Below are 26,624 nucleotides of genomic sequence, written 5' to 3' on the forward strand. Positions count from 1 at the left end.
TCGTCCCTCGGAACCGAGGCTCCCCCTGCAGTTCCTGTCTGGGAACATACGGGAGAGGAATCCAAGGTCGCCCTAACAGCCAGCACTCAACTTTTCGAGTAATACGACATGAAATTTGCTCAAATTTGAATGAAACGCACCTTCTCTCATTCGAATCTCCCCACTTTTCTCCAGGTTCTTCAATGACTTCCATCGCCCCTACGCACCGCGCCAATTTTGCCGTCGGTGACGAGCACACCGCCAAAGGCGTCGTCGATGCACTGACCGAAATTTTCTTTGAAGGCCAGGCCGCGGTTGCCGCGTTCGAGCGGCCGGATGGCCGATGGGACGTCACGGTGCATTTTGCCGAGCCGCCTGATCAGCCGCTGGTCTGCGAACTCGTGGCCAACGCCGCGGGTCGGGAAGTTGCAGAGGGCATTGGCTTCGACACCGTCGAGGCCAAGGATTGGGTCAAGGCCAGCCTGGAAGACCTCGTCCCCGTGCCGGCCGGGCGCTTCGTCGTCCACGGCCAGCATGACCGCGAGAGGGTCGCACCCAACAAGATCGGCATCGAAATCGAGGCGGCGCTGGCCTTCGGCACCGGCCACCACGGCACCACGCGCGGCTGCCTGCTGCTGCTCGATCATGTCCTGAAAGCCTGGCGTCCGCGCCGCGTACTCGATCTCGGCACCGGCACCGGCGTGCTGGCAATCGCCGCCGCCAGGGCGCTGCATGAAAAGATACTGGCGAGCGATATCGACCCGCCCTCGGTGCAGGTCGCCCGCGAAAATGCGCGCCTGAACGTGTCAGGGCATCTGGTGCAGGCGATCCGCGCCACCGGCTTCGCAGCGCCGCAATTCGTAGCTGCCGCGCCGTTCGACCTGGTGCTGGCAAATATTCTCGCCAATCCGTTGCGGCAACTGGCAGGGCCGATGGCGCGGCATCTGGCGCCATCGGCGCTGGTCATTCTCTCGGGCCTGCTGACGCATCAGGCGCCCGGCGTCATCGCCGCCTATCGCGCCCGTGGGCTGGTGCCGGTCCGGCACCTTCGCATCGACGGCTGGAGCAGCCTGTTGCTGCGCAAGGTGAACTGAAACTCTAGTCGGATGGTGTGTGCCGATTGCGGGCGATCACGCCCTTTCCTTCTTTCAGCGTCCGTTTGACGCGCGCTTCCGCGAAGCGGTCGAGGATCTGAACAATGACGCCGCGCTGTTTCTTGTTGGCGACCGGCGGGATCGGGCCGCGGTCGGCCGGTGGCGAAATCTTCTCAAACATGAAAGCAGGCATGGTGCATCCCCTCTTCATTGAGTTGAAACACTCCTGGAGCCTCCCGGATATCTTTAGCCGAACAGCCCTGCACCGCAAAACCGTTCCATCCGACTAACGCGGACGGATATATTGAAGCACGGATTATGCCAAATTGTGGCCATGCCGGCCGCATTGCGGACCGCTCCACCCAACTCTAAAGTGACCCGGCGATGTTCGAAGCTCATTTCCAGACATTCGAAGAACCCGAGAGCGGCGTCGCGCTAACCGCGCGGCTGGGCATCTTTCGCGAGGAACTGGCGCGCCGGAAACTGACCGGATTCGTGATTCCCCGCGCCGATCAGCAGCAAAACGAGTATGTCGCGGCCTCCGAAGAGCGTCTGGCCTGGCTGACCGGCTTCACCGGCTCGGCCGGCATGGCGATCGTCCTGACGCGCGAGGCCGCCGTTTTCGTCGATGGCCGCTATACGCTGCAGGCCGCCAAGCAGGTCGACCGCAAGGCCTGGCACATCGAGCCGCTGGCCGATCCGCCGCCGGAACACTGGCTGGCCAAGCATCTCGTGGCCGGTGACCGCCTCGGTTTTGACCCGTGGCTGCACACTTCGGCGGCAGCCGAGCGTCTGGCCGCCGCCTGCGCCAAGGCCGGCGCCGAGCTGATCGCGGTGGACAGCAACCCGCTGGATTCGGTCTGGCATGAGCGCCCGGCCCCGCCGCTCGGCCCCGTCGCCATTCATGGCACGCAATTTTCCGGCGAGATCGAAGCCGAAAAGCTCAAGCGGATCCGGCTCGAGATGAGCAAGCTCGGGGTCGAGGCGCTGGTGCTGTCGGACAGCCATGCGGTGGCCTGGACCTTCAACGTGCGCGGTGCCGACGTCTCCCACACGCCGCTACCGTTGTCCTACGCGCTGGTGCCGAAGGACGGCCGCCCCACCGTCTTCATCGATCACCGCAAGCTGTCCAACCTGACGCGCGACCATCTCGAACAATCCGCCGATGTCCGAGAGCCCGACGCGCTGGTGCCCGATCTGACCGAGCTCTCGCGCAGCGGCGCCACAATCGCCCTCGACAGCGCCACCGCCGCGGACGCCCTCAGCCGCCTGATCGCTGGCGCCGGCGGAAAGCCGGTGCGCGGCAACGATCCGGTGAGCCTGTTGAAGGCGGTGAAGAACATCACCGAGATCGAGGGCACGCGGACCGCGCACCAGCGCGACGCGGTGGCGCTGACACGCTTCCTCGCCTGGATCGACCGCGAGGCGCCGTCCGGTGCGCTGACGGAGATCGACGCCGTGGAGGCGCTGGAAACTTTCCGCCGTCAGACCTGCGCGCTGAAGGATGTTTCGTTTCCGACGATCGCCGGGACCGGGCCGAACGGTGCCATCGTGCATTACCGCGTCACCCGCAGGAGCAACCGGCGGATTTCGCCCGGCGACCTCCTGCTGATCGATTCCGGCGCGCAATATGAGGACGGCACCACCGACGTCACCCGTACGATTGCGATCGGCACGCCCACCGACGAAATGCGCGACCGCTTCACCCGCGTGCTGCGCGGGCACATCGCGATCGCGCGCGCGATCTTTCCCGACGGCACCACCGGCGCGCAACTCGACTCCTTTGCACGGCAATTCCTGTGGCAGGCCGGCCTCGATTTCGAGCACGGCACCGGCCATGGCGTCGGCAGCTATCTGTCCGTGCACGAAGGCCCGGCGCGGATTTCAAAACTCGGCACCACGCCGCTGAAGCGCGGCATGATCCTTTCCAACGAGCCCGGCTATTACAAGACCGACGCCTACGGCATCCGGATCGAAAACCTCGAACTCGTCATCGGCACCGACGTATCAGGCGCCGAGAAGCCGGTGAACGCCTTCGAGACGCTGACGCTGGCGCCGATCGACCGCCGCCTGATCGACGTCAACATGCTGAGCGCCACTGAACTGAAGTGGCTGAACGATTACCACGAGCGCGTCAACCGCGCGGTGCGCCCGCATCTCGACGACAACGCCACGAAACTGTGGCTCGATGAGGCGACGGCAGCGATGCTGCCGCTTTAATCGTTGCTGCCTAATGCGCGATCGTCATCCTCCGCGAAAGCGGGGGACCCAGTACGCCGCGGCCTATCGGTACAACCGCTGACTTCTCTGGAATACTGGATCACCCGCATTCGCGGGTGACGACAACGTCATTCATTAAGCACGATGGAATATGCCCTCCCAAATCGGCATGGCCGCATGCCGAAACGTCCGTATTCCCGCTGAGCCATCTGGTTAAAAGTCTGATTCAACCAACAGAGGGATCTGGACTGAATGCACGGCGTCGTGGGCAAACCGCCCGGCGCGGCGGTGAACGCCGTCGCGACCTCGAAAATCATGCTGCTGATGCTGGTTGCGATGACCGGCGTCGCGCCGATCTCGCTCTACATGCTGGTGCCGGCGCTGCCCGTGCTGGCGACGACGTTCAACGGCGACATCTCGGTCGCGCAGATGACGGTGTCGCTCTATATGGTCGGCATCGCCTGCTCGCAGCTCATCATGGGGCCGCTGTCGGACAAGTTCGGCCGCCGCCCGGTGCTGCTCGTGGGCTTGGCCCTGATGGTGGCGGCCAGCATCGGCTGCTCGCTGGCGCAGACGCTGCCGCAGTTGATCGCCGCACGCTTCCTGCAGGCGCTCGGCGGCGCCACCGGCATGGTGGTGAGCCGCGCCATCATCCGCGATCTCTACAGCCGCGACCGCATCAGCTCCATGATCAGCCTCGTCATCGGGGTCATGATGGTGGCGCAGATGCTGAGCGCGCTCGCCGGCGGCCTCTTGGAGACCGCGTTCGGCTGGCGCGCGATCTTCTATTTCATCACCGCGGCTTCGCTCAGTGTCGCCGTGCTTATCGCCGTTGCGCTGCCCGAGACGCGGCGCGACCGCGGCGTGGGCAGCAGCTTCCGCGGCGACGTCGGCAAGCTGATCCGCGACCGCGCCTTTCTCGGCTATGTGCTGTGCCAGGTGCTGGCCTCCCAGATCATCTTCACCTTTGCCGGCGGCGGGCCTTACATCGTGGTGACGCAGATGGGCCGAACCACCGCCGAATATGGCGCCTGGTTTGCGACAACCGGATTTGCCTATCTGATCGGTAACCTCTTTTGCGTCCGCTTCGCGCCGCGCCATTCACTGGAGAAGCTGATCTGGTTCGGGCTGGCGCTGCAATTCGCCGGTGCCCTGCTGAACCTGACCTTCAGCATCGTCGGGACCAATCAGTCGCCAGTCTGGCTGTTCGGCACCCAGATGATCGTCATGATCGCCAACGCCTTCGTGATGAACAACGCCGCGGCCGGCGCCATCAGCGTGCGGCCCGAGGCCGCCGGCACCGCCGCGGGCGCGATGGGCTTTCTGCAGCAGGGCATCGGCGCACTGGTCTCGCAATTCGGCGCCTATCTCGGCGGCCACTCCACCACCACGCTGCCGTTGACCGCCGCAATCTTCGCGCTCTCGATCGCCTGCGCGTCGGCCATGTTCTTCCTCGTGCCGCGGCCAACGGTCGTGGTCAGCGAGGAATTGATCAAGAAGGCGGAGGAGGAAGAGTCGGGAATGTTGTGAGAGGCGCAGAAGTTGTCGGCCCCGTCATTGCGAGCCAACGGGTCGCGCAAACGCGCGCCCGATGACAGGCTCCGCGAAGCAATCCACCTCGCCGCAACGCAAATCAATCCACTTAACTTTCTTACGCCGCAATGGATTGCTTCGCTGCGCTCGCAATGACGGCCGGAACAAATGCGCGCATCATGCCTAATTTCTTCAAAATTGTTGCGCTGAGCGCCCTGCTTGTACTCTCGTCCAGGCCGGTCATAGCGATCGATCAGAGCACGGTTGCGCCAGCCTTCGATTGCTGGGAGCCCGAGCGCACCTTCAAGAAATGCGCAGCAACCGGCGCCGACGGACGACCGCGCTTGACACGATCCTATCTGACTCGGCTTCGATATGACCGTGACGGGCTGGCTTCCGTCCTATTATGGGATGGGATTGACCCACGAAAATTCCAATGGTTCTACGTTCGGCGTGGCGTCGCCCCGGTGCCGGTTGAATCAATGGACAACGGCCCCGACTATTTCGAGGATGGTCTCGCGCGGTCGCGGGTCGGCGGGAAGATCGGGTACGTCGACCGCAAACTCAATCTCGTGATTCCGGCGACGTATGATGGAGCCTATCCATTCAAGGATGGCGTTGCTGTCGTCTGCACGGCTTGCACTTATGTCTCTGACAGCACTGCCTCTGAGGGCGAGCGTGGCTGGTACGAGGGTGGGCAATGGGGGCGCATTGATCGCAAGGGACGCGTCGTTTCACCCTTCCGGCCCTGGGAGAAAGGCAAGCCGCTCGAGTTCGACTGAGGTTGAATGCTTGCGAAGAATTGATCGAGCAGGCGGAGTAATGTGCGAAGTCAGCGCCTCACCATCCTCTGTCATCGCCCGCGAAAGCGGGCGATCCAGTACGCCGCGGCTCCTCAGTCCGTCACCTCTGTCTTTGGAATACTGGGTCACCCGCTTTCGCGGGTGACGACAACGGAGTGTGCCGCCCGCCTCACTCCCCGATCAGCTTCAGCCACTCGTCCTCGGTCAGCACCGCCACGCCAAGCTCGCGCGCCTTCGTCAGCTTGGACCCGGCGTCCTCGCCCGCAACCACATAGTCCGTTTTCTTCGACACCGAACCCGCAACCTTGGCGCCGAGGCGCTCCGCCATCGCCTTGGCTTCGTCGCGGGTGAACTTGGTCAGCGAGCCGGTAAAAACCACGGTCTTGTCCGAGACCGGCGAGCTCTTGCGCGGCTGTTCGGCGGGCTTCACCTCGATCTCACGCAGGAGCTCGCCGAGCGCCTTCACATTGCGCGGCTCGGCGAAGAACTCGACCACGGCATCCGCGACGATCTCGCCGACGCCGCCGATATTGTTGAGGTCCTGATAGGCCTCGGTCGTGTTCTCTTCGTCCTTCGTCCCCTTGGCGGCGGCCAGCATCGCCTCGCGAAAATTCTCGATCGTGTGGTAGTGCCGTGCCAGCAGTTTGGCGTTGCCCTCGCCGACGTGGCGGATGCCGAGCGCGAAGATCAGGCGGTGCAACTCGATCGAGCGGCGGGCGTCGATCGCATTGAACAGATTGCGCACCGAGGTTTCGCCATAGCCCTCGCGCGCCATCAGCTTGCTGGTCGAGCGGGCATCACGCTTCTGCAGCGTGAAGATGTCGACCGGCGACATCACCAGACCATCCTCGTAGAACTCCTGGATCTGCTTGTCGCCGAGGCCGTCGATATCGAACGCCAGCCGTGAAACGAAATGCTTGAGCCGCTCCACCGCCTGCGCCGGGCAGATCATCGCGCCGGTACAGCGGCGCACCGCCTCGTCCTCCTCGCGAACCGCATGACTGCCGCACACCGGACACGTCTCCGGAAACTTGTAGGGCTTGGCGCTCTTCGGCCGCTTGTCCATGACGACGCTGACGACCTGCGGAATCACGTCACCGGCACGCTGAACGACAACCGTATCGCCGACGCGAAGATCGACGCCGTCACGGATCGGATTGCCGTCGTTGCCGATGCCCTTGATGTAGTCCTCGTTATGCAGCGTCGCGTTCGACACGACGACGCCGCCGACGGTCACCGGCTCGAGCCGCGCCACCGGCGTCAGCGCACCCGTGCGGCCAACCTGGATATCGATGCCATTGAGGATCGTCGTCGCCTGCTCGGCCGCGAATTTGTGCGCGATCGCCCAGCGCGGACTGCGCGAAACGAAGCCGAGGCGATCCTGCCAGTCGAGCCGGTCGACCTTGTAGACCACGCCGTCGATATCGTAGCCGAGCGAGGCGCGTTCCTCGCCGATCTTGCTGTAGAATTCCAGGACGGCGTCGACATCCTTGCAAAGCTTCGTCCGCGGATTGACGACAAAGCCGGCCTTGTCCATCCACTCCAGCATGCCGTGCTGGGTATCGGCCGGACGCTCGCTCATCTCGCCCCAGGTATAGGCGAAGAACTTCAGCGGTCGCGACGCGGTGATCGAAACGTCTTTCTGGCGCAGCGACCCCGCCGCCGAATTGCGCGGATTGGCGAACACCGTGTCTTCGGCCTCCGCCTGCTTCTTGTTCAGCTCGAGAAAGTCCTTCTTGAGCATGTAGACTTCGCCGCGCATTTCACAGGCCGCAGGAATATGCCGCCCCTTCAGCGTATGCGGAATGTCCTTGATGGTACGGACGTTGGCGGTGACGTCCTCGCCGGTAAAGCCATCGCCGCGCGTCGCGGCGCGAACCAGTTCGCCGTTTTCGTAGCGCAGCGATAACGACAGGCCGTCGATCTTCGGTTCGGCGACAAGTGCCGGAATATGGTCGGCATCGAGCTTGAGAAAGCGCCGGATACGATCGACGAACTCCGTGACATCCTCATCGCTGAACGCATTGCCGAGCGACAGCATGGGAACGGCATGCTGCACTTTCGCAAAGCCGCGTGCGGGCGCCGCGCCCACCTTTTGCGTGGGCGAATCCGTCGTGACGAGATCGGGGAATTTCGCCTCGATCGTTACCAGCCGCTGGCGCAAGGCATCGTAGGCCGCGTCCGAGACTGTCGGCGCATCCTTTTGATAGTAGCGCTCGTTGTGCCCCTCGATTTCGAGCGACAGCCGCATATGCTCCACCTTGGCCTGGGCCTTGGTGAGCTTCTCGACATCAACCAGCGCTTTCGTCGCTTTCGCAGCCATGGTCGCGCCGTCGCTACGCCGTCGCCGCGCGCAACAGCCGCTCCGCCGCGGCCCGCGCCTCCGCGGTGATCTCCGCTCCCGCCAGCATGCGGGCAATTTCTTCGCGGCGGTGGTCGGCGGCGAGTGCGTTGACGCGGGTGGCGACGCGCTTGCCCTTGTCGAGCGCATCCTTGGAAATCAGCAGATGCTGGTTCGCCCTTGCGGCGACCTGCGGCGCATGCGTCACCGCCATCACCTGAACCTGGCCGGCCAGCCGCGAAAGCCGCGCGCCGATCGCGTCCGCCACCGCGCCGCCGACGCCGGTATCGATTTCGTCGAACACCAGCGTGGGGGCCGAACCGCGGTCAGACAGCACCACCTTGAGCGCCAGCAGGAACCGCGACAGCTCGCCGCCGGAGGCGACCTTCATCAGCGGGCCCGCCTTGGTGCCGGGATTGGTCTGCACCCAGAACTCGACGCGGTCGATGCCCTGCGGCCCCGGCGACTTCGCGTCGGTTTCAACCTGCGTCATGAATTTTGCGCGTTCGAGTTTCAGCGGCGCCAGTTCGGCATTCACCGCCTTGTTGAGCTTCTCGGCGGATTTGGTACGGGCCGCGGAGAGCTTCTCGGCTGCCGCGCCGTAGCGCTGGTCGGCCTCGGCTGCCGCGGCTTCCAGCTTCTTCAACCGGTCCGCGCCGGCATCGATCAGCGCCACATCGGCGACGAATTTGGCGGCGAGTGCGGCGAGCCCGTCGACCGGCGTCGAATATTTGCGGGAGGCGGCGCGAAGCGCAAACAGCCGCTCCTCGATGCGTTCCAGTTCGGCGGGATCGAAATCGGCCGCGACCAGGGCTGCGTTGAGATGCTGGTCGGCCTCTTCCAGCGCGTTGATCGCGATATCGATCGCCTTCACCGCAGGCTCGACCAGGGCGGGCGAATTGGCGGCACGGCGTTCGAGGCGGCGTACGGCGGCGGCCAGCGCCGGCACCGGCGAATGGGGGCCGCCGACCGCCTCCTGCGCCTCGCGCAGGTCGCTTGCGATCTTCTCGCCCTGCATCATGGTGGTGCGGCGCCCGGCCAGCGCCGTCTCCTCGCCGTCCTTGGGTTTCAGCGTCTTCAGTTCGTCGGCGGCGTGGCGCAGATAGTCCGCCTCGCGCGCGGCGCGTTCCATGCTGGCGCGATGCTCGTCCAGCGCCGCGTTGGCGGTGCGCCGCGCCTCCCAAAGCGTCTCCAGCGCCGCGACCTCTTTCTCCAGCCCGGCAAAGGCGTCGAGCAACTGCCGGTGCGTCGAGGCGTCGACCAGCGCGCGCTCGTCATGCTGGCCATGGATCTCGACGAGCGCCGCACCGACCGCTTTGAGGGTCTGCACGCTGATCGACTGATCATTGATGAAGGCGCGGGTGCGGCCGTCGGCAAGCTGCACGCGGCGAAGAATCATCTCGCCGGTATCGTCGAGGCCGTTCCCGGACAGGATCTTTGCCGCCGGATGGCCCTTGGGGACGTCGAAAGTGGCCGTCACCTGGCCCTGCTCCGCGCCATGGCGAACGAGGCCCGCGTCGCCGCGGCCGCCGAGCGCCAGCGCGAAGGCATCGAGCAGGATGGATTTACCCGCGCCGGTCTCGCCGGTCAGCACCGCGAGGCCACGGGAGAATTCGATATCGAGCCGTTCGATCAGGACGATGTCACGGATCGACAGACGCGCCAGCATGCGAAGTAAATTCCTAGCCGAGACCCAATTTCTTGAAGGCCCTGGAAATATAGGAGCCCTTGTTCTCGCTCGGCTCGAGACCGCCCGACTTTACAAGATTATAGGCGTCCTTGTACCAGCGGCTGTCAGGAAAGTTGTGCCCAAGTACGGCCGCAGCGGTCTGCGCCTCGCCGACGATGCCGATCGCCATATAGGCCTCGGTGAGCCGCGCCAGCGCCTCCTCGACATGCCGCGTGGTCTGGTAGCGGGTGACCACGGTCTTGAAGCGATTGATGGCCGGGGTGAAGTCGCGCTTTGCCAAATAATAGCGGCCGACATCCATTTCCTTGCCGGCGAGCTGGTCGCGCGCGCCTTCGAGCTTGGCCTTGGCGGAGTTGGCATATTCCGAGGTCGGATATTTGCGAATCACCTCTTCCAGCGCCGCGATCGCCTTTTCGGTGCGGCCCTGGTCGCGGGAGATGTCCGGGATCTGGTCGTAATGCGAGGCCGCGATCAGGTATTGCGCGTAAGCCGCATCGGAACTGCCGGGATGCAGCGTGACGTAACGGGTGGCGGCACCGATGCAGCTGTCGTAGTCGCCGGCATTGTAGAAGGAATAGGCCGACATCAGGAGCGACTTGCGCGCCCAGTCCGAATAGGGATGCTGGCGGTCGACTTCCTCGAATTTCTTCGACGCCGCCTTGTTATCCTTGCGTTGGTTCATCAGGTACAAGCCCTCATTATAGAGCTTGTCCGCCGGTTCCTCGTTGAAAGTGTCGTCCTTGGCGGTGAACTTGTCCCAGAGCGCGCCGCTGCCGCATCCGCTCAAGGGAATGGCGAGCGCAATCAGGCCCGCCGCCAACCGCAGCGACCGTCCGGCGCGAGCGAGGCTGGAAGACCTTAGTGATTTGCGTGGTTCGAGCGTCATACGCTGTGCCGACATGAAATCTGGACGCCTTGTGATGCGAATGATGACTGAGCCCGCCCGTCCGTGAACCGCAGTCATGGACGCCATATTCCCCGTGCCCAACATTCCCTGAGCCCAGCGCGTTTGGTGCCCAATTCTTCAGGGACCTCGTGGCGCCTTCTCGGGCGACCGCCGGTCTCTGTAACCGAAAAATGGTCCTCGACCAACCGAATACGCAGCCAATTCGCCCGGATTAAGGCGGCGGAACGGCCGCGTTACCAATTGTGGTTACTACGGAAAACGCGTCCGTACGGCGCAAAATAGCTTAGAAATTCAAGGGCATTTCGAAGCCGAAAGCCTGGGCATTTCGAAGCCGAAAGCCCGGGCATTTCGAAGCCGAAAGTCCCGAAGACGAAGGCCGGGACACGAAAGTCAGGAAACGTCCGGACCATAGGCCGGGGCGATCAAGCCGCCCACCATGCCAGCGCCGGCCTCGACATGGCCACGGTGGCGGCGTGCCGGTTCAGCCTCGACCACCCGCCAGGCGCTGTGATCGGCCAACAGAGCCGTCAGCACGGCGTGGTTCAGCTTGTGGCCGCCACGCACCGAGCGGTAGGCACCGAGCAGCGGCAAACCAGCCAGGGTAAGATCGCCAACCGCATCCAGCGCCTTGTGGCGGGCGCATTCGTCGCTGAAGCGCAGCCCTTCGGTGTTGAGCAGACGGGCGTCATCGAGCACCACGGTATTCTCAAACGAGGCGCCGCGCGCAAAACCGGCGCTCCAGAGCCGCGCGACGTCGTTCATGAAGCCAAAGGTCCGGGCGCGTGAAATCTCGCGGCGGAAGCTTTCGGGGTTGAGATCGAGCGAGAAATTCTGGCGGCCGATCACCGGATTCGCGAAGTCGATCTCGACCTCGACGCGGAACCCGCCCGCATGCGGGCGCAGCTCGCCGAAGCTATCGCCGATCGCGACCTGCACCGGCTTCAGCACCTGAATGAAGCGGCGCGAGGCCGACTGGGTGACGATGCCGGCCTGATCGATGGCGGCGACGAAAGCCGCCGCGCTGCCGTCCATGATCGGAACTTCGGGACCGTCAACTTCGATGATGGCGTTGTCGACGCCCATGCCGCGCAAGGCAGCGAGCACATGTTCGGCGGTGGAAACCAGCGGGCCTTCGCGGTCGCCGAGAACGGTAGCGAGATCGGTGGCGGTGACGGATTCTGCGATGGCAGGAACTTCGCGGTCGGCCTCATCAAGGCCGGTGCGGACAAAAATAAAACCCGCATCCACAGGTGCAGGTCCGAGCGTCAGGCTGACAGGTAAACCGGAATGCACGCCAACGCCCGTTACGGTGGCTTGCGACCGAAGCGTGGTTTGACGGCTGAATTTCATCGATAACTGCCCACTACCCGACTTAACCTAAAGACAGGAACCGCGCGTGAGCGCCGATTCGCGTTCTAGGCATCCCCAAGTCACGGCAGACCATAATCAATTCCGAAAGCGCGCCAACTCACGCTTCTTTACGGATTGTTACCCTATCTCTGCCGCAATCGCGCCAAGGGTTAACCAAACTCCGGCACGGCCGAAGGCTGTTTCAGCTGTGATAGCTGATCACGGAATGAATAATTAATCATTTAAAATCAGTTGGTTGACCGGCTATCCGGGGCGCGGCACCCAGCCAAGAGAAGGGCCCCGGCTGGGTTAGCCGGGGCCCTTTGGCTCGCCTCAATTGTTACAAAACCTCAGTTGGCCTGGCGTCGGAGGAAGGCTGGGATATCAAGATGGTCGTCGCCCTGTGGCGTCGGCGCAACAGGTGCCGGGCGGCCATGGGCGTCCAAACCTTGCGGCGCCGGGCGCTTTGCATACTCGGATACCGGCTCGTGATTCGCCGCCATTTGCTGGGCGACGGTACGCTGCGGCTTCCGATCGGGCAGCGGCGCCATCGCAGGCCCGGAGGCGCGGGCCGCGATCGGCGGCTCGGTCTCTTCGTCGCGGCGGCCGAGGCCGACATTGGCGAGCCGCTGCAAGAGCGACAGCTTGGACTTCTGCGGATGCTCTTCCTCTGCCTCGCCGCGGGCCTGCCGGATTTCGGCCTGCGCCGGCATCGGGAGATCCTCGAATTTCGGCATCCGCGGCGAGCGGGCCGGCGCACGTTCGGCCGCCTGCGGGATGAAGGTTTCGGGTGTCGGAGGCTGCTCGGCCTCGGCGCGAGCGGCCTCGTTGTGATCCGGGAACAGGGTCGGCTTCTGCGCGATCGGGCGGACCGTGACATCGCCATAGGACGCCGGCTGGATCGGAGCCTGTTGCGGCGGCTCGACCGCCGCGGCGATCGCGGCGAGCGCTGCACGCTCGACATTGCTGGCCGGACGTTGCGCCGGCGCGGCGGGAGCCTGCGCGGGAACCGGAGCAACCGCATGCGGCGCCGGCTCGAGCTTCTGGGCGCGTTCGGCCAGGCGCGCATTGTCGGCGCGAAGGCGAGCGGTCAGTTCAGCCAGACGGTTGTCGGGCGAGGACGGGGCAGCGGCGGTGGCAGTGGTCGCGACCGCCGGAGCGGCGGCGGCATTGCGCGCGATCTGCGCCTGCTCGATACCCGTGGCGACGACGGAAACGCGGATGATGCCGTCGAGCGTTTCGTCGAAGGTGGCGCCGACGATGATGTTGGCGTCCTGATCCACTTCCTCGCGAATCCGGGTTGCGGCTTCGTCGACTTCGAACAGGGTCAAGTCCTTGCCGCCGGTGATCGAGATCAACAGGCCGCGGGCGCCCTTCATCGATGAGTCGTCGATCAGCGGGTTGGCGATCGCAGCTTCCGCTGCGGTCAGCGCCCGCTTGTCGCCGGTGGCTTCGCCGGTTCCCATCATCGCCTTGCCCATTTCGCGCATCACGGCGCGGACGTCGGCGAAGTCGAGGTTGATCAGGCCTTCCTTGACCATCAGGTCGGTGATGCAGGCAACGCCCGAATAGAGCACCTGGTCGGCCATCGCGAAGGCGTCGGCGAAGGTGGTCTTTTCGTTGGCGACCCGGAACAGGTTTTGGTTCGGGATGATCAGGAGCGTGTCGACCACCTTGTGCAGTTCGGCGATGCCGGACTCGGCGGTGCGCATGCGGCGCATGCCCTCGAAGTGGAACGGCTTGGTCACGACGCCGACGGTGAGGATGCCCATTTCGCGCGCGGTCTTGGCGATGACAGGGGCTGCACCCGTGCCGGTGCCGCCGCCCATGCCGGCGGTGACGAACACCATGTTGGCGCCCGAGAGATGGTCGCGAAGCTCGTCGATGACCTCCTGCGCCGCCGCCGCGCCGACATCAGGCTGGGACCCCGCGCCGAGGCCCTGCGTCACCTGCGTGCCCATCTGCACGATGCGCTGCGCCTTCGACATGGTCAGCGCCTGCGCGTCGGTGTTGGCGACGACGAAATCGACGCCCTGCAACCCGGCAGTAATCATGTTATTGACGGCATTGCCGCCTGCTCCACCGACGCCGAAGACGGTAATCCGCGGTTTCAGCTCGCTGATGTCAGGGGGGGTCAGATTGAGTGCCATGGTTGCCTCTCGATTACGACGCGCGCTTTGGTTCACCCCGGCCGGCGGCCGCGGGGTTTGGTGAAAATCGTTTGGTTACTGGACCGGTCATCAGAAGCCCTCGCGAAGCCATCGTCCGACCTTTCCGAAATAGCCGTCAGTCCCTGTCCTGAGCTGCCGCGTATGCCGCGGTTCGACGTGTTCCAGATGAGCGTATTGCGGATAGACCAGGAGGCCGGTCGGCACCGCGAACGAGGCGCTCTTGGCCTCGTTGGGCAACCGGCCGAAACCGAGCGGACGGCCGATCCGGACCGGCCGGTTGAGAATGCGGGTGGCGAGTTCGACGGTGCCGGTGAGCTGGGAAGCGCCGCCGCTCAACACAACCCGCGCCCTCGGCTCTGCCGCAAAGGGGGAATCCGCGAGCCGGTCCCGGACCATTTCAAAAATCTCCTCGGCGCGATGCCGGACGATGTTGGCAATCGTGGCGCGCGAAACGATCTGCGGCGCATCGTGTTCTTCGCCCGCAGTCGGTACAGACATCAGCTCGCGCGCGTCAGACCCGCCGGTCAGCACGGTGCCATATAACGTCTTGATTCGCTCGGCATCCGCAATGCATGCGCTGACGCCGCGTGCAAGATCCATCGTCACGTGCTGCCCGCCGAGCGCAAATCCGCTGGCATGCACGAAGCGGCCAGCCGAATAGGTCGCAATCGTGGTCGATCCGGCGCCCATTTCGACCACGGCAGCGCCGAGATCGGCCTCGTCGTCGGTCAACACGGACAGGCCTGCGACATAAGGACTCGCCGCCATGGCTTCGACATTGAGATGGCAGCGCTCGACCACCAGCATCAGGTTGCGCGCGACCGTCGCATCCGCCGTCACCACGTTCATGTCGACGCCGAACTGCCGGGCCACCATGCCGCGGGGATCGCGGATGCCCTTGACGCCATCCAGCGCATAGCCGACCGGCAGCGCGTGCAGTACCGTGCGTCCCTCGCCGGTGGCGTGGCGCATGCCGGTGGAGGTCACCCGGGTGACGTCATCGGCGGTAACGGCGCCACCTCTGATATCGGCGGCAGCCTCGACCAGTTGCCCCTGCAACCGGCCGCCGGAAACCGACAGCAATACTGACTCAACGCGGACCTTGGCCATGCCCTCGGCCAGCGCCACCGCCTGGCGGACCGCCTGCTCGCATTCGGCGAGATCGACCACGGAGCCGGCCTTGACGCCGCGCGACTGGATCTGGCTGTAGCCGATCAATTCCACCGCATGGGTGCGGCCGCGCAGCGCGTCGTTCGCCGGCGACGGCTTCAGCCGCGCGATCATGCAGGCGATCTTGCTGGTGCCGACATCGAGCGACGCCACCAGCGCCGTGCGCTTGTGATCGACGGGGCGTGTCTTCGGGGTCTGGTTGCGATCGAGGCCGGTCATGCGTCACCGGCCTTTTTCTTGGGTTTCTTGTCCTTGAACAGTTCTTCGCGGGCCTTGGCTGCTTCTTCCGACAATTGCACGGTGAGCCTGTCCGGCAGACGCATGTCGACGGTGACGATGTCGCGCGAGAACAGCCGGTCGTCCTTGTCGAGCTTGCTCAGCATCGCAAGCGCGTTGCCGACGTCGTTCTCCGGCAGGCGAATGTCGAGGCCGTCCTTCAGCCGCAAATTCCAGCGCCGTTCGCCGACGAAGATCGCAGCCTTGGTCGCTGCGCGAACCTGCGGATAGCGGTCCAGAAGGGCGAGGAAGTCGCGGGCCCTGACGTCGGCGCCCTTCCCCACCACCAGCGGCAGCGTCACGAAGCGGCGCGACACGTAGGGCTCCAGCACCGCGCCATCTTCCGAGATCACGGACAGCCGGCCGTCCTGCTGCCACAGCGCGAAAGCCGTGCGCTCAACGATGTCGATCTGCAGCCGGCCCGGATAAAGCTTCAGGATGGTCGCGTCTGATATCCAGGGATTCGCCTTGAGCTTGTCGCGCAGGGTGGTGGCATCGAGAAACAGCAGCGAAGAGCGGCCATTGACGCCGCCGATCGCGAGCACCTCGTCCTGGCTCAATTGCTTGCGGCCGTTGATCGCAATCTCGGTGATGCGGAACCCGGCTGAATTGGCCAATGCGTTGCGGGTGTCGTTGAGCGCAACCATGAATTCGTCAACATGACCGCCCTTGACGATTCCAAGGCCGGCGCTGCCGAGCAGCATCAGCACGGTGAGGGTCACGCCGAGGCGATTCGGAAGATGACGCTCGACCAGACGGACCAGACGATTCGGCGGCTCACGATCGACTACGCGCTTTGCCGGGACACGGGCACGAAGGCCCAGCCGCTCGCGCAGCAGCACAGCCGCTCCAATAGCGGCCGCTTTCAGGTCAGCTTGGGGCCCCAGCGATCTCACCGACCGAGCGAGGCGTCCTGCACCATCCATTGCACGAGCCTGTCCAAGTGTTGTTCCCGCAAGCGTTTTTGCGGGTTCCGGCCCATATGACGCCTCGGTCTTGCCGGACTTGGTGCTGATCTGAAGTCGGAACAGCGCACGCCGGAGCCAAGCGCAACATGCGCCGCCAGCGTTAACCTTCGGACTTCCTGGTAAACAAAGTGTAAATTTGCGGCACTGCGGACGCGCTTTGACGCGTCTTTTGAGTGGTTTGCCGGACAATTCTTAGGATTTTAGCAACAATTCTCGTGGCGAGGTTAGTTCCGGGTTAACGGCCTGTTAATGGCTCAGCGGGCGGTCAAACCCGTTCCCGGTTCCGCCGTTCGGCCAGCGCGATCTGCTCACGCAGAAAATCCGGGAATTCGATCCCCTGCGCCTTCAGCGCCTTCGGGTAGAGCGATGCGGCGGTCAGGCCCGGCAGCGTGTTGGTTTCCAGGTAAACCAGCCCTTTCGCCGAGACGATGAAGTCGGTCCTTGAGTAACCGCTACAGGACAGCGCCCGATGCGCCCGCAACGCCTGGTCCATGAGCGCGGCGCTGATCTCGGGTGAAAAGCGTCCAGGGCAGATCTCCTGGGTCGATTTCAGCAGGTATTTCGCCGCGTAGTCGAACGCGCCATCCGCGGGCACGATCTCGACCGGCGGCAGCGAAAGCACCGAACCGTCGGGCCGCTCCAGCACACCGCAGGTCGCCTCCACGCCCGAGATGAACGGCTCGATCAAATATTCCTCCGTTTTGGCGGCGTTGCGCACGGCGACGAGATCCTGCTTCGCATTGACGAAGATCAGGCCATAGCTCGATCCATCCCGCGCCGGCTTTGCGATCAGCTTGCCGTATTCGGCAAACGCCGCGTCGAGGTTTTCCAGGGCGACACCGGCCGGCGCCGCGACGCCCGCAATCGCCGCGAATCGTTTGGCCGCCACCTTGTCCAAGGCGAGATTGGACGACGCCGAGCCGGAGCCGGTGAAGGGAATCCCGCGCAGTTCGCACATCGCCTGCAATTCGCCGTTCTCGGCCCGGCCGCCATGCAGGCCGAGCACCAGCACGCGATCCTCGGACTTGGCCTTGTCGAGCGCCGCTTCGAGCGGCAGGCCGCGGTTGCCGGGTTTGAATTCATCCTCGAACGGACGCGCGTGTCCGAGCAGCTTCTGCGACGCGACCTCGTGCACGGTGTCGGCAACGTCCCAGAACCAGAGATCGGCTTCCGGCAACGCCCGATGCAGCGCCTGGGCGCTCGCGACCGAGACCAGCCGCTCCGTGTTGGTACCGCCAAAGAGAATGGTAATCCGCATCAGCCCTGCTCGATTCCGATCCGCTTGATTTCCCAATGTAGCTCTATGCCAGAATTCGCTTTAACCCGCTCGCGCACGGTTTCACCCAGCGTTTCAATATCATGTCCGGTGGCGTTACCGGTATTGATAAGGAAATTGCAGTGCATTTCCGAGACCTGCGCCCCGCCGACCCGCAGGCCCCGGCAGCCGGCGGCGTCGATCAGTTTCCACGCGCTGTTGCCGGGTGGATTCTTGAAGGTTGAACCGCCGGTCTTTTCGCGAATCGGCTGAGCGGTTTCGCGATGGTTCTGCACCTCGTTCATCCGCGCGCGAATGGCCTCAGTATCCGTGATTGCGCCTTGAAAGCGCGCCGACGTGAAGATGATCGATGGGTCGACGCCGCTGTTGCGATAGACGAACTTCATGTCGGCATTGCCAAAGACATGTCTCGTGCCGTCGCGACCGATGCCGACAGCCTCGATCAGGATATCCTTGGTTTCCCCGCCATTGGCGCCGGCATTCATCCGCAGCGCGCCGCCGATGGTGCCGGGAATGCCGAAGAAGAATTCCATGCCGCCGATGTTGGCGGCTGCCGCAGTCTCCGCCACGCGCTTGTCGAGTGCAGCCGTGCCCGCGCTGACGATATCGCCGGAAGCGGACGTCTCGCCAAACGCCCGCGGCGCCAGGCGGATCACCACACCCGCCATGCCGCCATCGCGCACGATCAGGTTGGAGCCGACGCCGACGACATAGACCGCCAATTCCTTCGGAAGCAGCTTCAAGAAGTACGCGAGATCGTCCTCATCCGCCGGCGTAAACAGCACCTGTGCCGGCCCGCCGACGCGAAACCACGTCAGCTCCGCCAGCGACTGGTTCGCCAGCAGCCGCCCGCGCAGTTGCGGCATGGCGGCTTTCAGATCAGGCGTGATGTCGGGGAATGCCACCGTTAACCCAAAGCCTTCAATTCGCCGGGCAGCGCGTAGGCCCATTGCGTGATGTTGCCGGCGCCGAGGCAGACGACGAGATCGCCCGGATGCGCAATTCCGTGAACGACTTTGGCCAGTTCCGCCGAACTCTGCAGCGGGATCACCTCGCGATGGCCATGCGTGCGCAGGCCGAGCACGAAATGGTCGCGGTCGATGCCCTCGATCGGCGCCTCGCCGGCCGGATAAACCTCGGCAACAACAACTGCGTCGGCATCGTTGAAACAAGTGCAGAATTCTTCGAACAGCGATTGCAGCCGAGTGAAGCGATGCGGCTGCACCACGGCGACGACCTTGCCGTTGGTGGATTCCCGCGCCGCTTTAAGGACGGCTGATATCTCGACGGGGTGGTGGCCGTAATCGTCGATCACGGTGACACCGTTCCACTCGCCGGTCCGGGTGAAGCGCCGCTTGACGCCGCCGAAGCCTGCGATCGCCTTGCGGATCGCCTCGTCGGACATGCCGAGCTCATGGGCCACCGCGATCGCCGCGGTCGCATTCGATGCGTTATGCCGGCCGGGCATCGGCAGCATGATATCAGCGATCTCGTGGATGGCGTCGGTCTTGCGGTTGCGGAACACGACCTTGAATGTCGATCCGCCGCCGGTCGGCGTCAGATCGACCAGCCGCACATCGGCTTGCGGGTTTTCACCGTAGGTGATGATGCGGCGATCCTCGATCTTGCCGACAAGGGTCTGCACCACGGGATGATCGGTGCACATTACGGCAAAGCCATAGAACGGCACGTTCTCGACGAAATTGCGGAACGCTTCCTGGATCGCCTCGAAAGTCTTGAAATGATCGAGATGTTCGGGATCGATGTTGGTGACGATCACGACATCGGACGGCAGCTTCAGGAACGTGCCGTCGCTCTCATCGGCTTCGACCACCATCCAGTCGCCGGCGCCGAGCCGGGCGTTGGAGCCATAGGCATTGATGATACCGCCGTTGATCACGGTCGGATCGAGGCCGCCGGCATCGAGCAGTGTCGCCACCATCGTCGTCGTGGTAGTCTTGCCGTGGGTGCCCGCAATCGCGACGCAGCTTTTCAAACGCATCAATTCGGCGAGCATTTCGGCGCGGCGCACCACCGGGATGCGCTGGGCGCGGGCCGCCATCAGCTCCGGATTGTCACGCTTGATCGCGGTCGAGACCACGACCACGTCGGCGCCGTCGACATTCTCGGCCTTGTGGCCGACCGAGACCTTGACGCCCTTCTCCCGCAGCCGCGCGACATTGCCGCTCTCGGAGGCGTCCGAGCCCTGCACGGTGTAGCCGAGATTGACGAGGACCTCGGCGATTCCGCTCATGCCGATGCCGCCGATCCCGACGAAGTGAATGGGTCCGATCTCGCGCGGCAGTCTCATGGTGCATCCCTAGTCGTCATCATCCTCGAAAAGCGGATGATCCAGTATTCCGCGAAGCCGGGCTCAAATCAGGCGCCGCAGAGTACTGGATGCCCCGCTTTCGAAGGCGCTGACAAGGGGCAATTTTGTGCGCAACGGCCTAGATTCCGGCGGTTTTCATCACCAGATCGGCCAACCGCTCCGCAGCATCCAGCCGGCCCACATTGCGGGCGGCTGATGCCATCGCGGTCAGCCGCGCCGGTTCGGCGGCGAAGGCGGAGATTTCCGCCGCCAGCCGGTCGGACGTGAATTCGGCCTGCGGAATCCGCAAAGCCCCGTCCACCTGGGCCAGCACGCCGGCATTGGCGAACTGGTCCTGGTCGATCGCGCCGGGCAGCGGCACCAAAATCGAAGGCCGCCCGATCGCGGCGAGTTCCGCCACCGTGCCGGCGCCGGAGCGCGAGACCACGAGGTGGCTGGACGCCAGCCGCGCCGGCAGGTCGGTAAAGAACGGCGCGAGTTCGGCATTGATCCTGCGCCGTTCATAGATCGAGCGCACCCGCCCCATGTCTTCCTTGCGCACCTGCTGCGTCAGAATCAGGCGGCTCCACAGCATCGGCTCCAGCTTTTCGATTGCGCCCGGCACGATATCGCTCATGACCCGCGCGCCCTGGCTGCCGCCGACCACCAGCAGGCGCAGCGGCCCGTTCGGTTCCGGAGACGCAAACGGCACCGCGGCAGCCGCGAGGATCGCGGGGCGCATCGGCGTGCCGACGGTCACAGTCTTGCCCGCAAGATCAGGATCGCGGTCGAGCACGCCGGGCAGCGAGGTGGCAATGGCGTTGACGCGGCGGGAGAGAAACCGGTTGGCGCGGCCGAGCACGGCATTGGCGTCATGAATGATGCCGGGCACGCCGAGCAGCCTTGCCGCCATCAGCGGCGGCAGCGTCGGATAACCGCCAAAGCCGACCACGGCCGCAGGTTTCAGCCGTCGCACCAGCCTGGCAGCCACCAGCGTGCCGTAACCGAGCATGTAAGCGGTGCGCACCAGCGACAGCAGCGAGCGGCCGCGCACGGTCTCGCTCGGCACCACGTCGATATTTTCAGGGGTGAACAGGCCGCTGTACCGCAGCGCGCGGGCGTCGGTTGCAAGACGCACCCGCAGGCCGCGTTTGATGAGCTCGACGCCCAGCGCTTCGGCGGGAAACAGATGACCGCCGGTGCCGCCCGCGGCGAGTAGAATGAGAGGCGCGTTTTTTTCCATGGCCTCAAATAGCCGACGGCGAGGCCGCCGTCACCACGTCCGTACGGTCAAGCGTAACCGCGCGATACGCCGGCGGCGTTCATCGATTCCACCTCGGTGCGCGAGCGCTGCCGGGTCAGCGCCAGCATCATGCCGACGCCATAGGCCAGCGAGATGATCGACGAGCCGCCATAGGAGATGAAGGGCAGCGTCATGCCCTTGGCCGGGATCAGTTGCAGATTGACCGCCATGTTGATCGCGGCCTGCACGCCGAACAGGATCGCAAGCCCCGACGCCGCAAAGCGCGCGAACATATCCTCGGTCGAATAGGCGCGCGTCAGCGTCCGGATCACAACGAAGGCGAACAGCGAAACCAGCGCCAGGCACAGGATGATGCCGAACTCTTCGGCGGCCACCGCGAACACGAAGTCGGTATGGCTGTCCGGCAAGCTGCGTTTTGCAATCCCTTCACCGGGTCCGAGGCCGAACCAGCCGCCGTTCCAGAACGCCTCCATCGCCATATCGACCTGGAACGTGTCGCCGGAGGCCGGGTTCATGAAGCGCCTGATGCGGCCCGCGACGTGCGGCACCAGCAGATACGCACCGAACAATCCGGCCGCCGAGGCGCCGGCAAGGCCGGCCACCCAAATCATCCGCATGCCCGCGATGAAGAACAGCGCGCCCCACACCATCAGGATCAGCATGGTCTGGCCGAAATCCGGTTCCATCACCAGAAGCGCCACCAGCGTCAGCAACAGCACGATCGCCATCGACGTCGCCGGCATTTCCGGCCGCTTGGTCGATTCCGCAAACAGCCACGCCGCCATGACGACGAAAGCGGGTTTTGCGGATTCGGAGGCCTGGATGTTGACGCCAAGCAGCGTGATCCAGCGCCGCGATCCCTTCACCTCCGCGCCGAAGACAAGCGTCGCCACGATCAGCAGGATCGAGACCACGAACACCAGCAGCGCGAGACGGCGGATATGCTTGGGCGAGAGGAACGACACCCCGATCAGCACCATCAAGGACGGCAGCAGGAACAGCACGTGCCGGCCGAAGAAATGGAAGGGATCGAGCCCGATCCGGGTCGCCACCGGCGGGCTCGCCGCCAGCGAAAGGATGACGCCGCCCAGCATCAGCACCATGATCGCGCCGAGCAGCAGCTTATCCACGGTCCACCACCAGTCCGAAAACGGCGTGCGTTGGTCACGGGCGAGCATGGGCGTCCCCAAAATGGCAGAGGTAACGCCCATTGGTGGAGCAGGATGGTTTCCAAGAGGTTAATGAGGTCGGTAACTTTCTAGATGGCAGCGCTCATGAAGCCGGAGACGACCGGACATTCACGCGCGTCGCCCGCGGATCAGTCCGAGCCCCGCACCGTTCCGATCAGCCGACGTGCCGTTTGCCTCGCCGCCGCTCGATTGGGTCAAGGCGAGGATTGTGTAGGTCACCACGTGCGCGCACACATCGAGATAGGCGGCAGAAACGAGCACGTGATCCGGCTTCGGACGATAGCCCTGAAACTGCACGTCCAACCGAAGCGGATTCTGCCAATGCTTCACCGGCTCGCGAAGCTGCAGAATGACGCCATCGATGCCGTTGTTGGCAATCCTGGCGCACTGCACCGACGACCAGGGCACCGACAGGCCGGAGCGATAGTCGCGCAGACCATCGGCGGTGATCTCGAGGGCGGGACCATTCCGCATGGCGTCCCGGAAGCAGGTCAACGCCGCGACCGTGCAGCCCACGCCCCACCGCACGCCTAAAATCAGCATTGGCACGAGCACGAGGAGGAGGAGGAGGAGGAGGAGGACGTCCCAAATCGACATGCCGACGCTCACCGCGCGAGGCCCAAATCCAAACACCACCGCCATGCCAATGAGCACGCCGCACAAAAGGGCGAACAAGCCACCCGCAAGGAAGAACAACCCAAGCAAGTAATTCTTGAGCTCCGACGACCGCGCGACGATCGGCAGCGACACGGTGACGGGCGGAGCGGCCGGATTTTTCAACGCGAATTCGCTGGGGATTACGACCGTCTCGATTGCAGGCTCGCTTTCGCTCAAGTCCGTTCTCCTCTGTCCGCAACGACGCGCGCTACAACTGAATATGCACTACGCAGGATGGGTGGAGCGAAGCGATGCCCATCAATTCTGGTTGAGAAACGGCCTGCGTCGAGAAAGCGTTAAATGAGGTCGTTAACATTGTGGCGACGCAGCGCTTCCCGAATAATCGTCATACCGTGTACGCCGCGTCTTTTCGATTCTATCGCTGAGGCCTCTGGAATACTGGATCCATCCGCTTTCGCGGGCATGACCGCTCTACCCATCCCACGGCGAAACTACTTTATTTTTGTCTCGGCCGCGATCAGCTCTCTTCCGTCCGTGGTCGCGATCGTCAGCCGCACCTGCTCTCCGCTGCCGCCGGCGGGGATCGTCGCGGAAATGCGATTTCCGTTTTTCGGGTCGGCTTTCACGGCATCGCTAAACAATATTGCATCGCCGCGTTTCAACGTTATGCGCATCGGCGTGGCCGGTTCGATACTGAAGAACTGAAGGTTCACGCCAGAGGCTGCGGCCGAGAGATTGATCAGGATATTCTCGTTCGCGGCCGTCACGTTGCTCATGCCGACGGTCGGGCTGTAGGTCTCCGGAATCGACACTTCGCCCCGTGCGGGAAGTTTTGCGCGGTGGAAAAACTGGTCCGACACGCCCGCCCACAATTCGACGTAAGGCCGCGCTTCGTTCGGGTCTTTGCGTGCGTCGGTTTCGTTCGTGAACGACTGATATCCCCACGTCCACATCTTCAGGCCCGGCGTGACCGCATTGTCGGCGATGCGGATGATCCCCTCTTCATTGTCGTGGTTGATCACACCCCAGAAATTCCCGCCCTGCATATCGGGCGCTGCGTAGGCGATGCCCATCGTCGGCCAGTTCCTGAAGTGGCGCAGTTTTTCGAAACGGCTCCTGCCCGCACCTGCGCTCTCGTCGCCATCGGACAGATTGGCCGACCAGGCGGGCGTGCTGTAGGCCTCGATCGGCGCGATGATTTCGGCGCCGCCGGTCGTCTTGGGATTGTTCGGGTCCGATCCCGGCGCCAGCGTCGTGCAGGTCCAGTACTCGTAATCGACCGCCTGGGCTTGCGGGTTTTTCAGCACCACGCGCGCATCGAGTGCGGCGCGATCGGCTTTCAGCGTGACATAGTAAGTAGCTTCGATTCCCGTCGAACCCTTGAGGAACCGTCCTGGCGCCGCGGAATACGCGGAATCATCTTTGCGCGACATCGACACCGTCACTTCGCCGGGGCTCGCCTTTACGACCTTGAAATCCCACGGCTTCAGCCACGCCTTGCCGTGCTCGGCATCGGGGAACGTCGGGAAGATTCCGCCATACACCATCAACCAGTCGTAATAAAAATTGCCGGCGTTGATCCCGTAAGGCACGCCGACTTCCGTGCGGTAGAGTTGTTCGTGGCCGGTCGGCTTGTAGATGATGGAAACAATGCGTCCGCCAAACTCGGGGACGAGCGTTACTTTCAGATATCGATTCTCGAGCACGTGGGTCTTGAACGTGCGATCGACGATGGTCTTCTTGTCGAGCGACCCACTGACGAACCCGTTCTCCGCAGAGGTCGCGTACTTGACGGTGCTCCACGAGATCGTCGACTCGCTGAGAGACACACTGTCGGACGCCGCGTACACGGCCGCCTGAAACGCGCAGATAGCCGAAAGTACTGCAACCGAGAACAGAGCACGGGTACACGAGGGAGCATGAACTGTCATTTGCGGCGCCTTCGAATGAACAGAAGCGACAATTCCAGCGCGCAGGATGGGTGGAGCGAAGCGATACCCATCAATTTTCGTTCAGGCAGATGATGGGTTTCGCTGCGCTCTACCCATCCTACAATTACACCACCGGCTTCACACCCGGGATCGCCGTCACCAGATCGCGAAACTTCGTGCCGCGGATTTCGAAGTTGCGGTACTGGTCGAACGACGCGCAGGCGGGCGACAGCAGCACGACCGGATCGGCAATCCCTGAAGCCTCCGCGTCGCGCGCGGCGTTCGCAACTGCGACATCGAGCGTTTCGGAAATCTCGTGCGGCACGCGTTCGCCCAGGGTACCCGCAAATTCCTGCGCGGCTTCGCCGATCAGATAGGCTTTGCGGATGCGCGGGAAATATTCGGCGAGACCGGTGATGCCGCCCTGCTTCGGCTTGCCGCCGGCGATCCAGAAGATATCGGCAAAGGACGACAGCGCGTGCGCGGCGGCGTCGGCATTGGTGCCTTTGGAATCGTTGACGAACAGCACGTTGCCGCGGCGGCCGACCTGCTCCATGCGGTGCGCGAGACCGGGAAAGCTGCGCAGGCCGTTCTGCAATGTATCGGTCGAGATGCCCATCGCCAGCGCGCAGGCCGAGGCGCACGCTGCATTTTGCGCATTGTGCAGCCCGCGCAGCGAACCGATGCCCCCCAACCTTGCGATCTCGCGGCGTGCGCCGCCGGACGCCTGCACGACGGTTTCGCGCTCGACATAGACCCCGTCGGGCAGCGGGTTTTTCACTGATATCCGCACCACGCGCTTGCCGGCCTGGTCGAGCCGGTCGGCGATGTTGCGGCACCAGCCGTCATCGACGCCGACGATCGAGGTGCCCTGCGACTGCACGCCGGCAACCAGCCGCGCCTTCACCGCGGCGTAATGCTCCAGCGTGCCGTGGCGGTCGATGTGGTCTTCGCTGACATTCAAGAGAATCCCCACCGACGGATCGAGCGAGGGCGCCAGATCGATCTGGTAGGACGACATCTCGACCACATGCACGCGTCCCATCCGCGGCGGCTCCAGCGACAGGATCGCGGTGCCGATATTGCCGCCCATCTGGGCGTCGTAGCCGGCCACCTTCATCAGATGCGCGATGAGGGCCGTGGTGGTCGACTTGCCGTTGGTGCCAGTGATGGCAACGAACGGCGCGTCCGGCGCATGGCGGCGGCGCTCGCGGCAGAACAGTTCGATGTCGCCGATCACCTCACAGCCGGCCTGGCGTGCCATCAGCACCGACCAATGCGGCGCCGGATGAGTAAGCGGCGCGCCGGGCGTCAGGATTAGCGCCGCAAAATTCGACCATGACACCGTGCGCAGATCGGCGGTGGTGAAGCCGGCCTGCGCCGCCTTGGCGACATTGTCGGCAGAGTCGTCGCCCGCGATCACTTCCGCGCCGCCGGCCTTCAGCGCGTGGCAGCTCGCAAGGCCGGAACCGCCGAGGCCGAAGACGGCGACCGTCTTGCCCGCAAAGGAGGTGACGGGGATCATCGCGCGC

The 26,624-nt window shown here is 64.1% G+C and carries 20 protein-coding genes and 1 pseudogene; 4 read left to right on the forward strand and 17 right to left on the reverse strand.

Annotation, left to right across the window (positions count from 1 at the left end):
• Positions 1-182: 182 nt before the first annotated feature.
• Positions 183-1,073 (forward strand): 50S ribosomal protein L11 methyltransferase, encoded by an 891-nt coding sequence (locus KIP88_RS08365; RefSeq protein WP_214487426.1) that lies wholly within the window; start codon positions 183-185, stop codon positions 1,071-1,073.
• Positions 1,074-1,077: 4 nt separating this feature from the next.
• Here the strand turns inward: KIP88_RS08365 and KIP88_RS08370 are convergent, their stop codons facing one another.
• Positions 1,078-1,266, reverse strand: a complete 189-nt coding sequence (locus KIP88_RS08370; protein WP_214487428.1) for a hypothetical protein — start codon at positions 1,264-1,266, stop codon at positions 1,078-1,080.
• A 191-nt stretch (positions 1,267-1,457) separates the two neighbouring features.
• Here KIP88_RS08370 and KIP88_RS08375 point away from each other — a divergent pair, with 191 nt between their 5' ends.
• From KIP88_RS08375 to KIP88_RS08385, 3 genes are all read left to right on the forward strand, one after another.
• On the forward strand, positions 1,458-3,293 hold the full coding sequence (locus KIP88_RS08375; protein ID WP_214487429.1) for an aminopeptidase P family protein: 1,836 nt from the start codon (positions 1,458-1,460) through the stop codon (positions 3,291-3,293).
• 252 nt (positions 3,294-3,545) lie between these two features.
• Complete coding sequence (locus tag KIP88_RS08380; RefSeq protein WP_214487430.1) at positions 3,546-4,823, forward strand: multidrug effflux MFS transporter; 1,278 nt, start codon at positions 3,546-3,548, stop codon at positions 4,821-4,823.
• Between the two features lie 155 nt (positions 4,824-4,978).
• Positions 4,979-5,608 (forward strand): WG repeat-containing protein, encoded by a 630-nt coding sequence (locus tag KIP88_RS08385; protein ID WP_249790630.1) that lies wholly within the window; start codon positions 4,979-4,981, stop codon positions 5,606-5,608.
• Positions 5,609-5,798: 190 nt separating this feature from the next.
• Here KIP88_RS08385 and ligA read toward each other — a convergent pair whose 3' ends face one another.
• From ligA to murD, 16 genes and pseudogenes are all read right to left on the reverse strand, one after another.
• Complete coding sequence (gene ligA, locus KIP88_RS08390; RefSeq protein WP_214487431.1) at positions 5,799-7,952, reverse strand: NAD-dependent DNA ligase LigA; 2,154 nt, start codon at positions 7,950-7,952, stop codon at positions 5,799-5,801.
• A gap of 13 nt (positions 7,953-7,965) precedes the next feature.
• The gene (gene recN, locus KIP88_RS08395) at positions 7,966-9,639 is read right to left on the reverse strand and encodes a DNA repair protein RecN (RefSeq protein ID WP_214487432.1); all 1,674 of its coding nucleotides are present in this window, start codon (positions 9,637-9,639) and stop codon (positions 7,966-7,968) included.
• A 13-nt stretch (positions 9,640-9,652) separates the two neighbouring features.
• A complete protein-coding gene (locus KIP88_RS08400; RefSeq protein WP_214487433.1) occupies positions 9,653-10,561 on the reverse strand; it encodes an outer membrane protein assembly factor BamD in 909 nt (302 codons plus the stop codon).
• Between the two features lie 396 nt (positions 10,562-10,957).
• Positions 10,958-11,917: a UDP-3-O-acyl-N-acetylglucosamine deacetylase gene (gene lpxC, locus KIP88_RS08405; protein ID WP_214487434.1), complete on the reverse strand. Its 960-nt coding sequence runs from the start codon at positions 11,915-11,917 to the stop codon at positions 10,958-10,960.
• Between the two features lie 350 nt (positions 11,918-12,267).
• Positions 12,268-14,067, reverse strand: a complete 1,800-nt coding sequence (ftsZ, locus tag KIP88_RS08410; RefSeq protein WP_214487435.1) for a cell division protein FtsZ — start codon at positions 14,065-14,067, stop codon at positions 12,268-12,270.
• A gap of 90 nt (positions 14,068-14,157) precedes the next feature.
• Positions 14,158-15,477, reverse strand: coding sequence for a cell division protein FtsA (ftsA, locus tag KIP88_RS08415; protein ID WP_214487436.1), 1,320 nt, complete (start codon positions 15,475-15,477; stop codon positions 14,158-14,160).
• Positions 15,474-16,460: a cell division protein FtsQ/DivIB gene (locus KIP88_RS08420; protein ID WP_214487437.1), complete on the reverse strand. Its 987-nt coding sequence runs from the start codon at positions 16,458-16,460 to the stop codon at positions 15,474-15,476. The genes ftsA and KIP88_RS08420 overlap by 4 nt, the downstream gene beginning before the upstream one ends.
• Positions 16,427-16,684 (reverse strand): annotated as a pseudogene (locus KIP88_RS48475) (D-alanine--D-alanine ligase); the annotation flags it as partial. The pseudogene KIP88_RS48475 and the gene KIP88_RS08420, both read right to left, overlap by 34 nt.
• Before the next feature lie 83 nt (positions 16,685-16,767).
• Positions 16,768-17,760 carry a D-alanine--D-alanine ligase gene (locus KIP88_RS08425; RefSeq protein ID WP_214487438.1) on the reverse strand — a complete coding sequence of 331 codons (993 nt, stop codon included), beginning with the start codon at positions 17,758-17,760 and terminating at the stop codon, positions 16,768-16,770.
• Entirely contained in the window at positions 17,760-18,683 is a 924-nt protein-coding gene (gene murB, locus KIP88_RS08430) for a UDP-N-acetylmuramate dehydrogenase (RefSeq protein ID WP_214487439.1), read from the reverse strand. Before murB ends, KIP88_RS08425 begins: the two co-directional genes overlap by 1 nt.
• A gap of 2 nt (positions 18,684-18,685) precedes the next feature.
• On the reverse strand, positions 18,686-20,089 hold the full coding sequence (murC, locus tag KIP88_RS08435; protein ID WP_214487440.1) for a UDP-N-acetylmuramate--L-alanine ligase: 1,404 nt from the start codon (positions 20,087-20,089) through the stop codon (positions 18,686-18,688).
• 139 nt (positions 20,090-20,228) lie between these two features.
• Positions 20,229-21,332, reverse strand: coding sequence for an undecaprenyldiphospho-muramoylpentapeptide beta-N-acetylglucosaminyltransferase (gene murG, locus KIP88_RS08440; RefSeq protein WP_214487441.1), 1,104 nt, complete (start codon positions 21,330-21,332; stop codon positions 20,229-20,231).
• A gap of 47 nt (positions 21,333-21,379) precedes the next feature.
• Positions 21,380-22,531 carry a putative lipid II flippase FtsW gene (ftsW, locus tag KIP88_RS08445; protein WP_214487442.1) on the reverse strand — a complete coding sequence of 384 codons (1,152 nt, stop codon included), beginning with the start codon at positions 22,529-22,531 and terminating at the stop codon, positions 21,380-21,382.
• A gap of 120 nt (positions 22,532-22,651) precedes the next feature.
• Positions 22,652-23,377 carry a hypothetical protein gene (locus KIP88_RS08450; RefSeq protein WP_214487443.1) on the reverse strand — a complete coding sequence of 242 codons (726 nt, stop codon included), beginning with the start codon at positions 23,375-23,377 and terminating at the stop codon, positions 22,652-22,654.
• 275 nt (positions 23,378-23,652) lie between these two features.
• The gene (locus KIP88_RS08455; protein ID WP_214487444.1) at positions 23,653-24,990 is read right to left on the reverse strand and encodes a DUF5107 domain-containing protein; all 1,338 of its coding nucleotides are present in this window, start codon (positions 24,988-24,990) and stop codon (positions 23,653-23,655) included.
• Positions 24,991-25,216: 226 nt separating this feature from the next.
• Positions 25,217-26,617: a UDP-N-acetylmuramoyl-L-alanine--D-glutamate ligase gene (gene murD / locus KIP88_RS08460; protein WP_214487445.1), complete on the reverse strand. Its 1,401-nt coding sequence runs from the start codon at positions 26,615-26,617 to the stop codon at positions 25,217-25,219.
• Positions 26,618-26,624 lie beyond the last annotated feature (7 nt).

It is taken from the genome of Bradyrhizobium sp. SRL28, from assembly GCF_018596315.1.
In the GTDB taxonomy this organism is placed as follows: domain Bacteria; phylum Pseudomonadota; class Alphaproteobacteria; order Rhizobiales; family Xanthobacteraceae; genus Bradyrhizobium.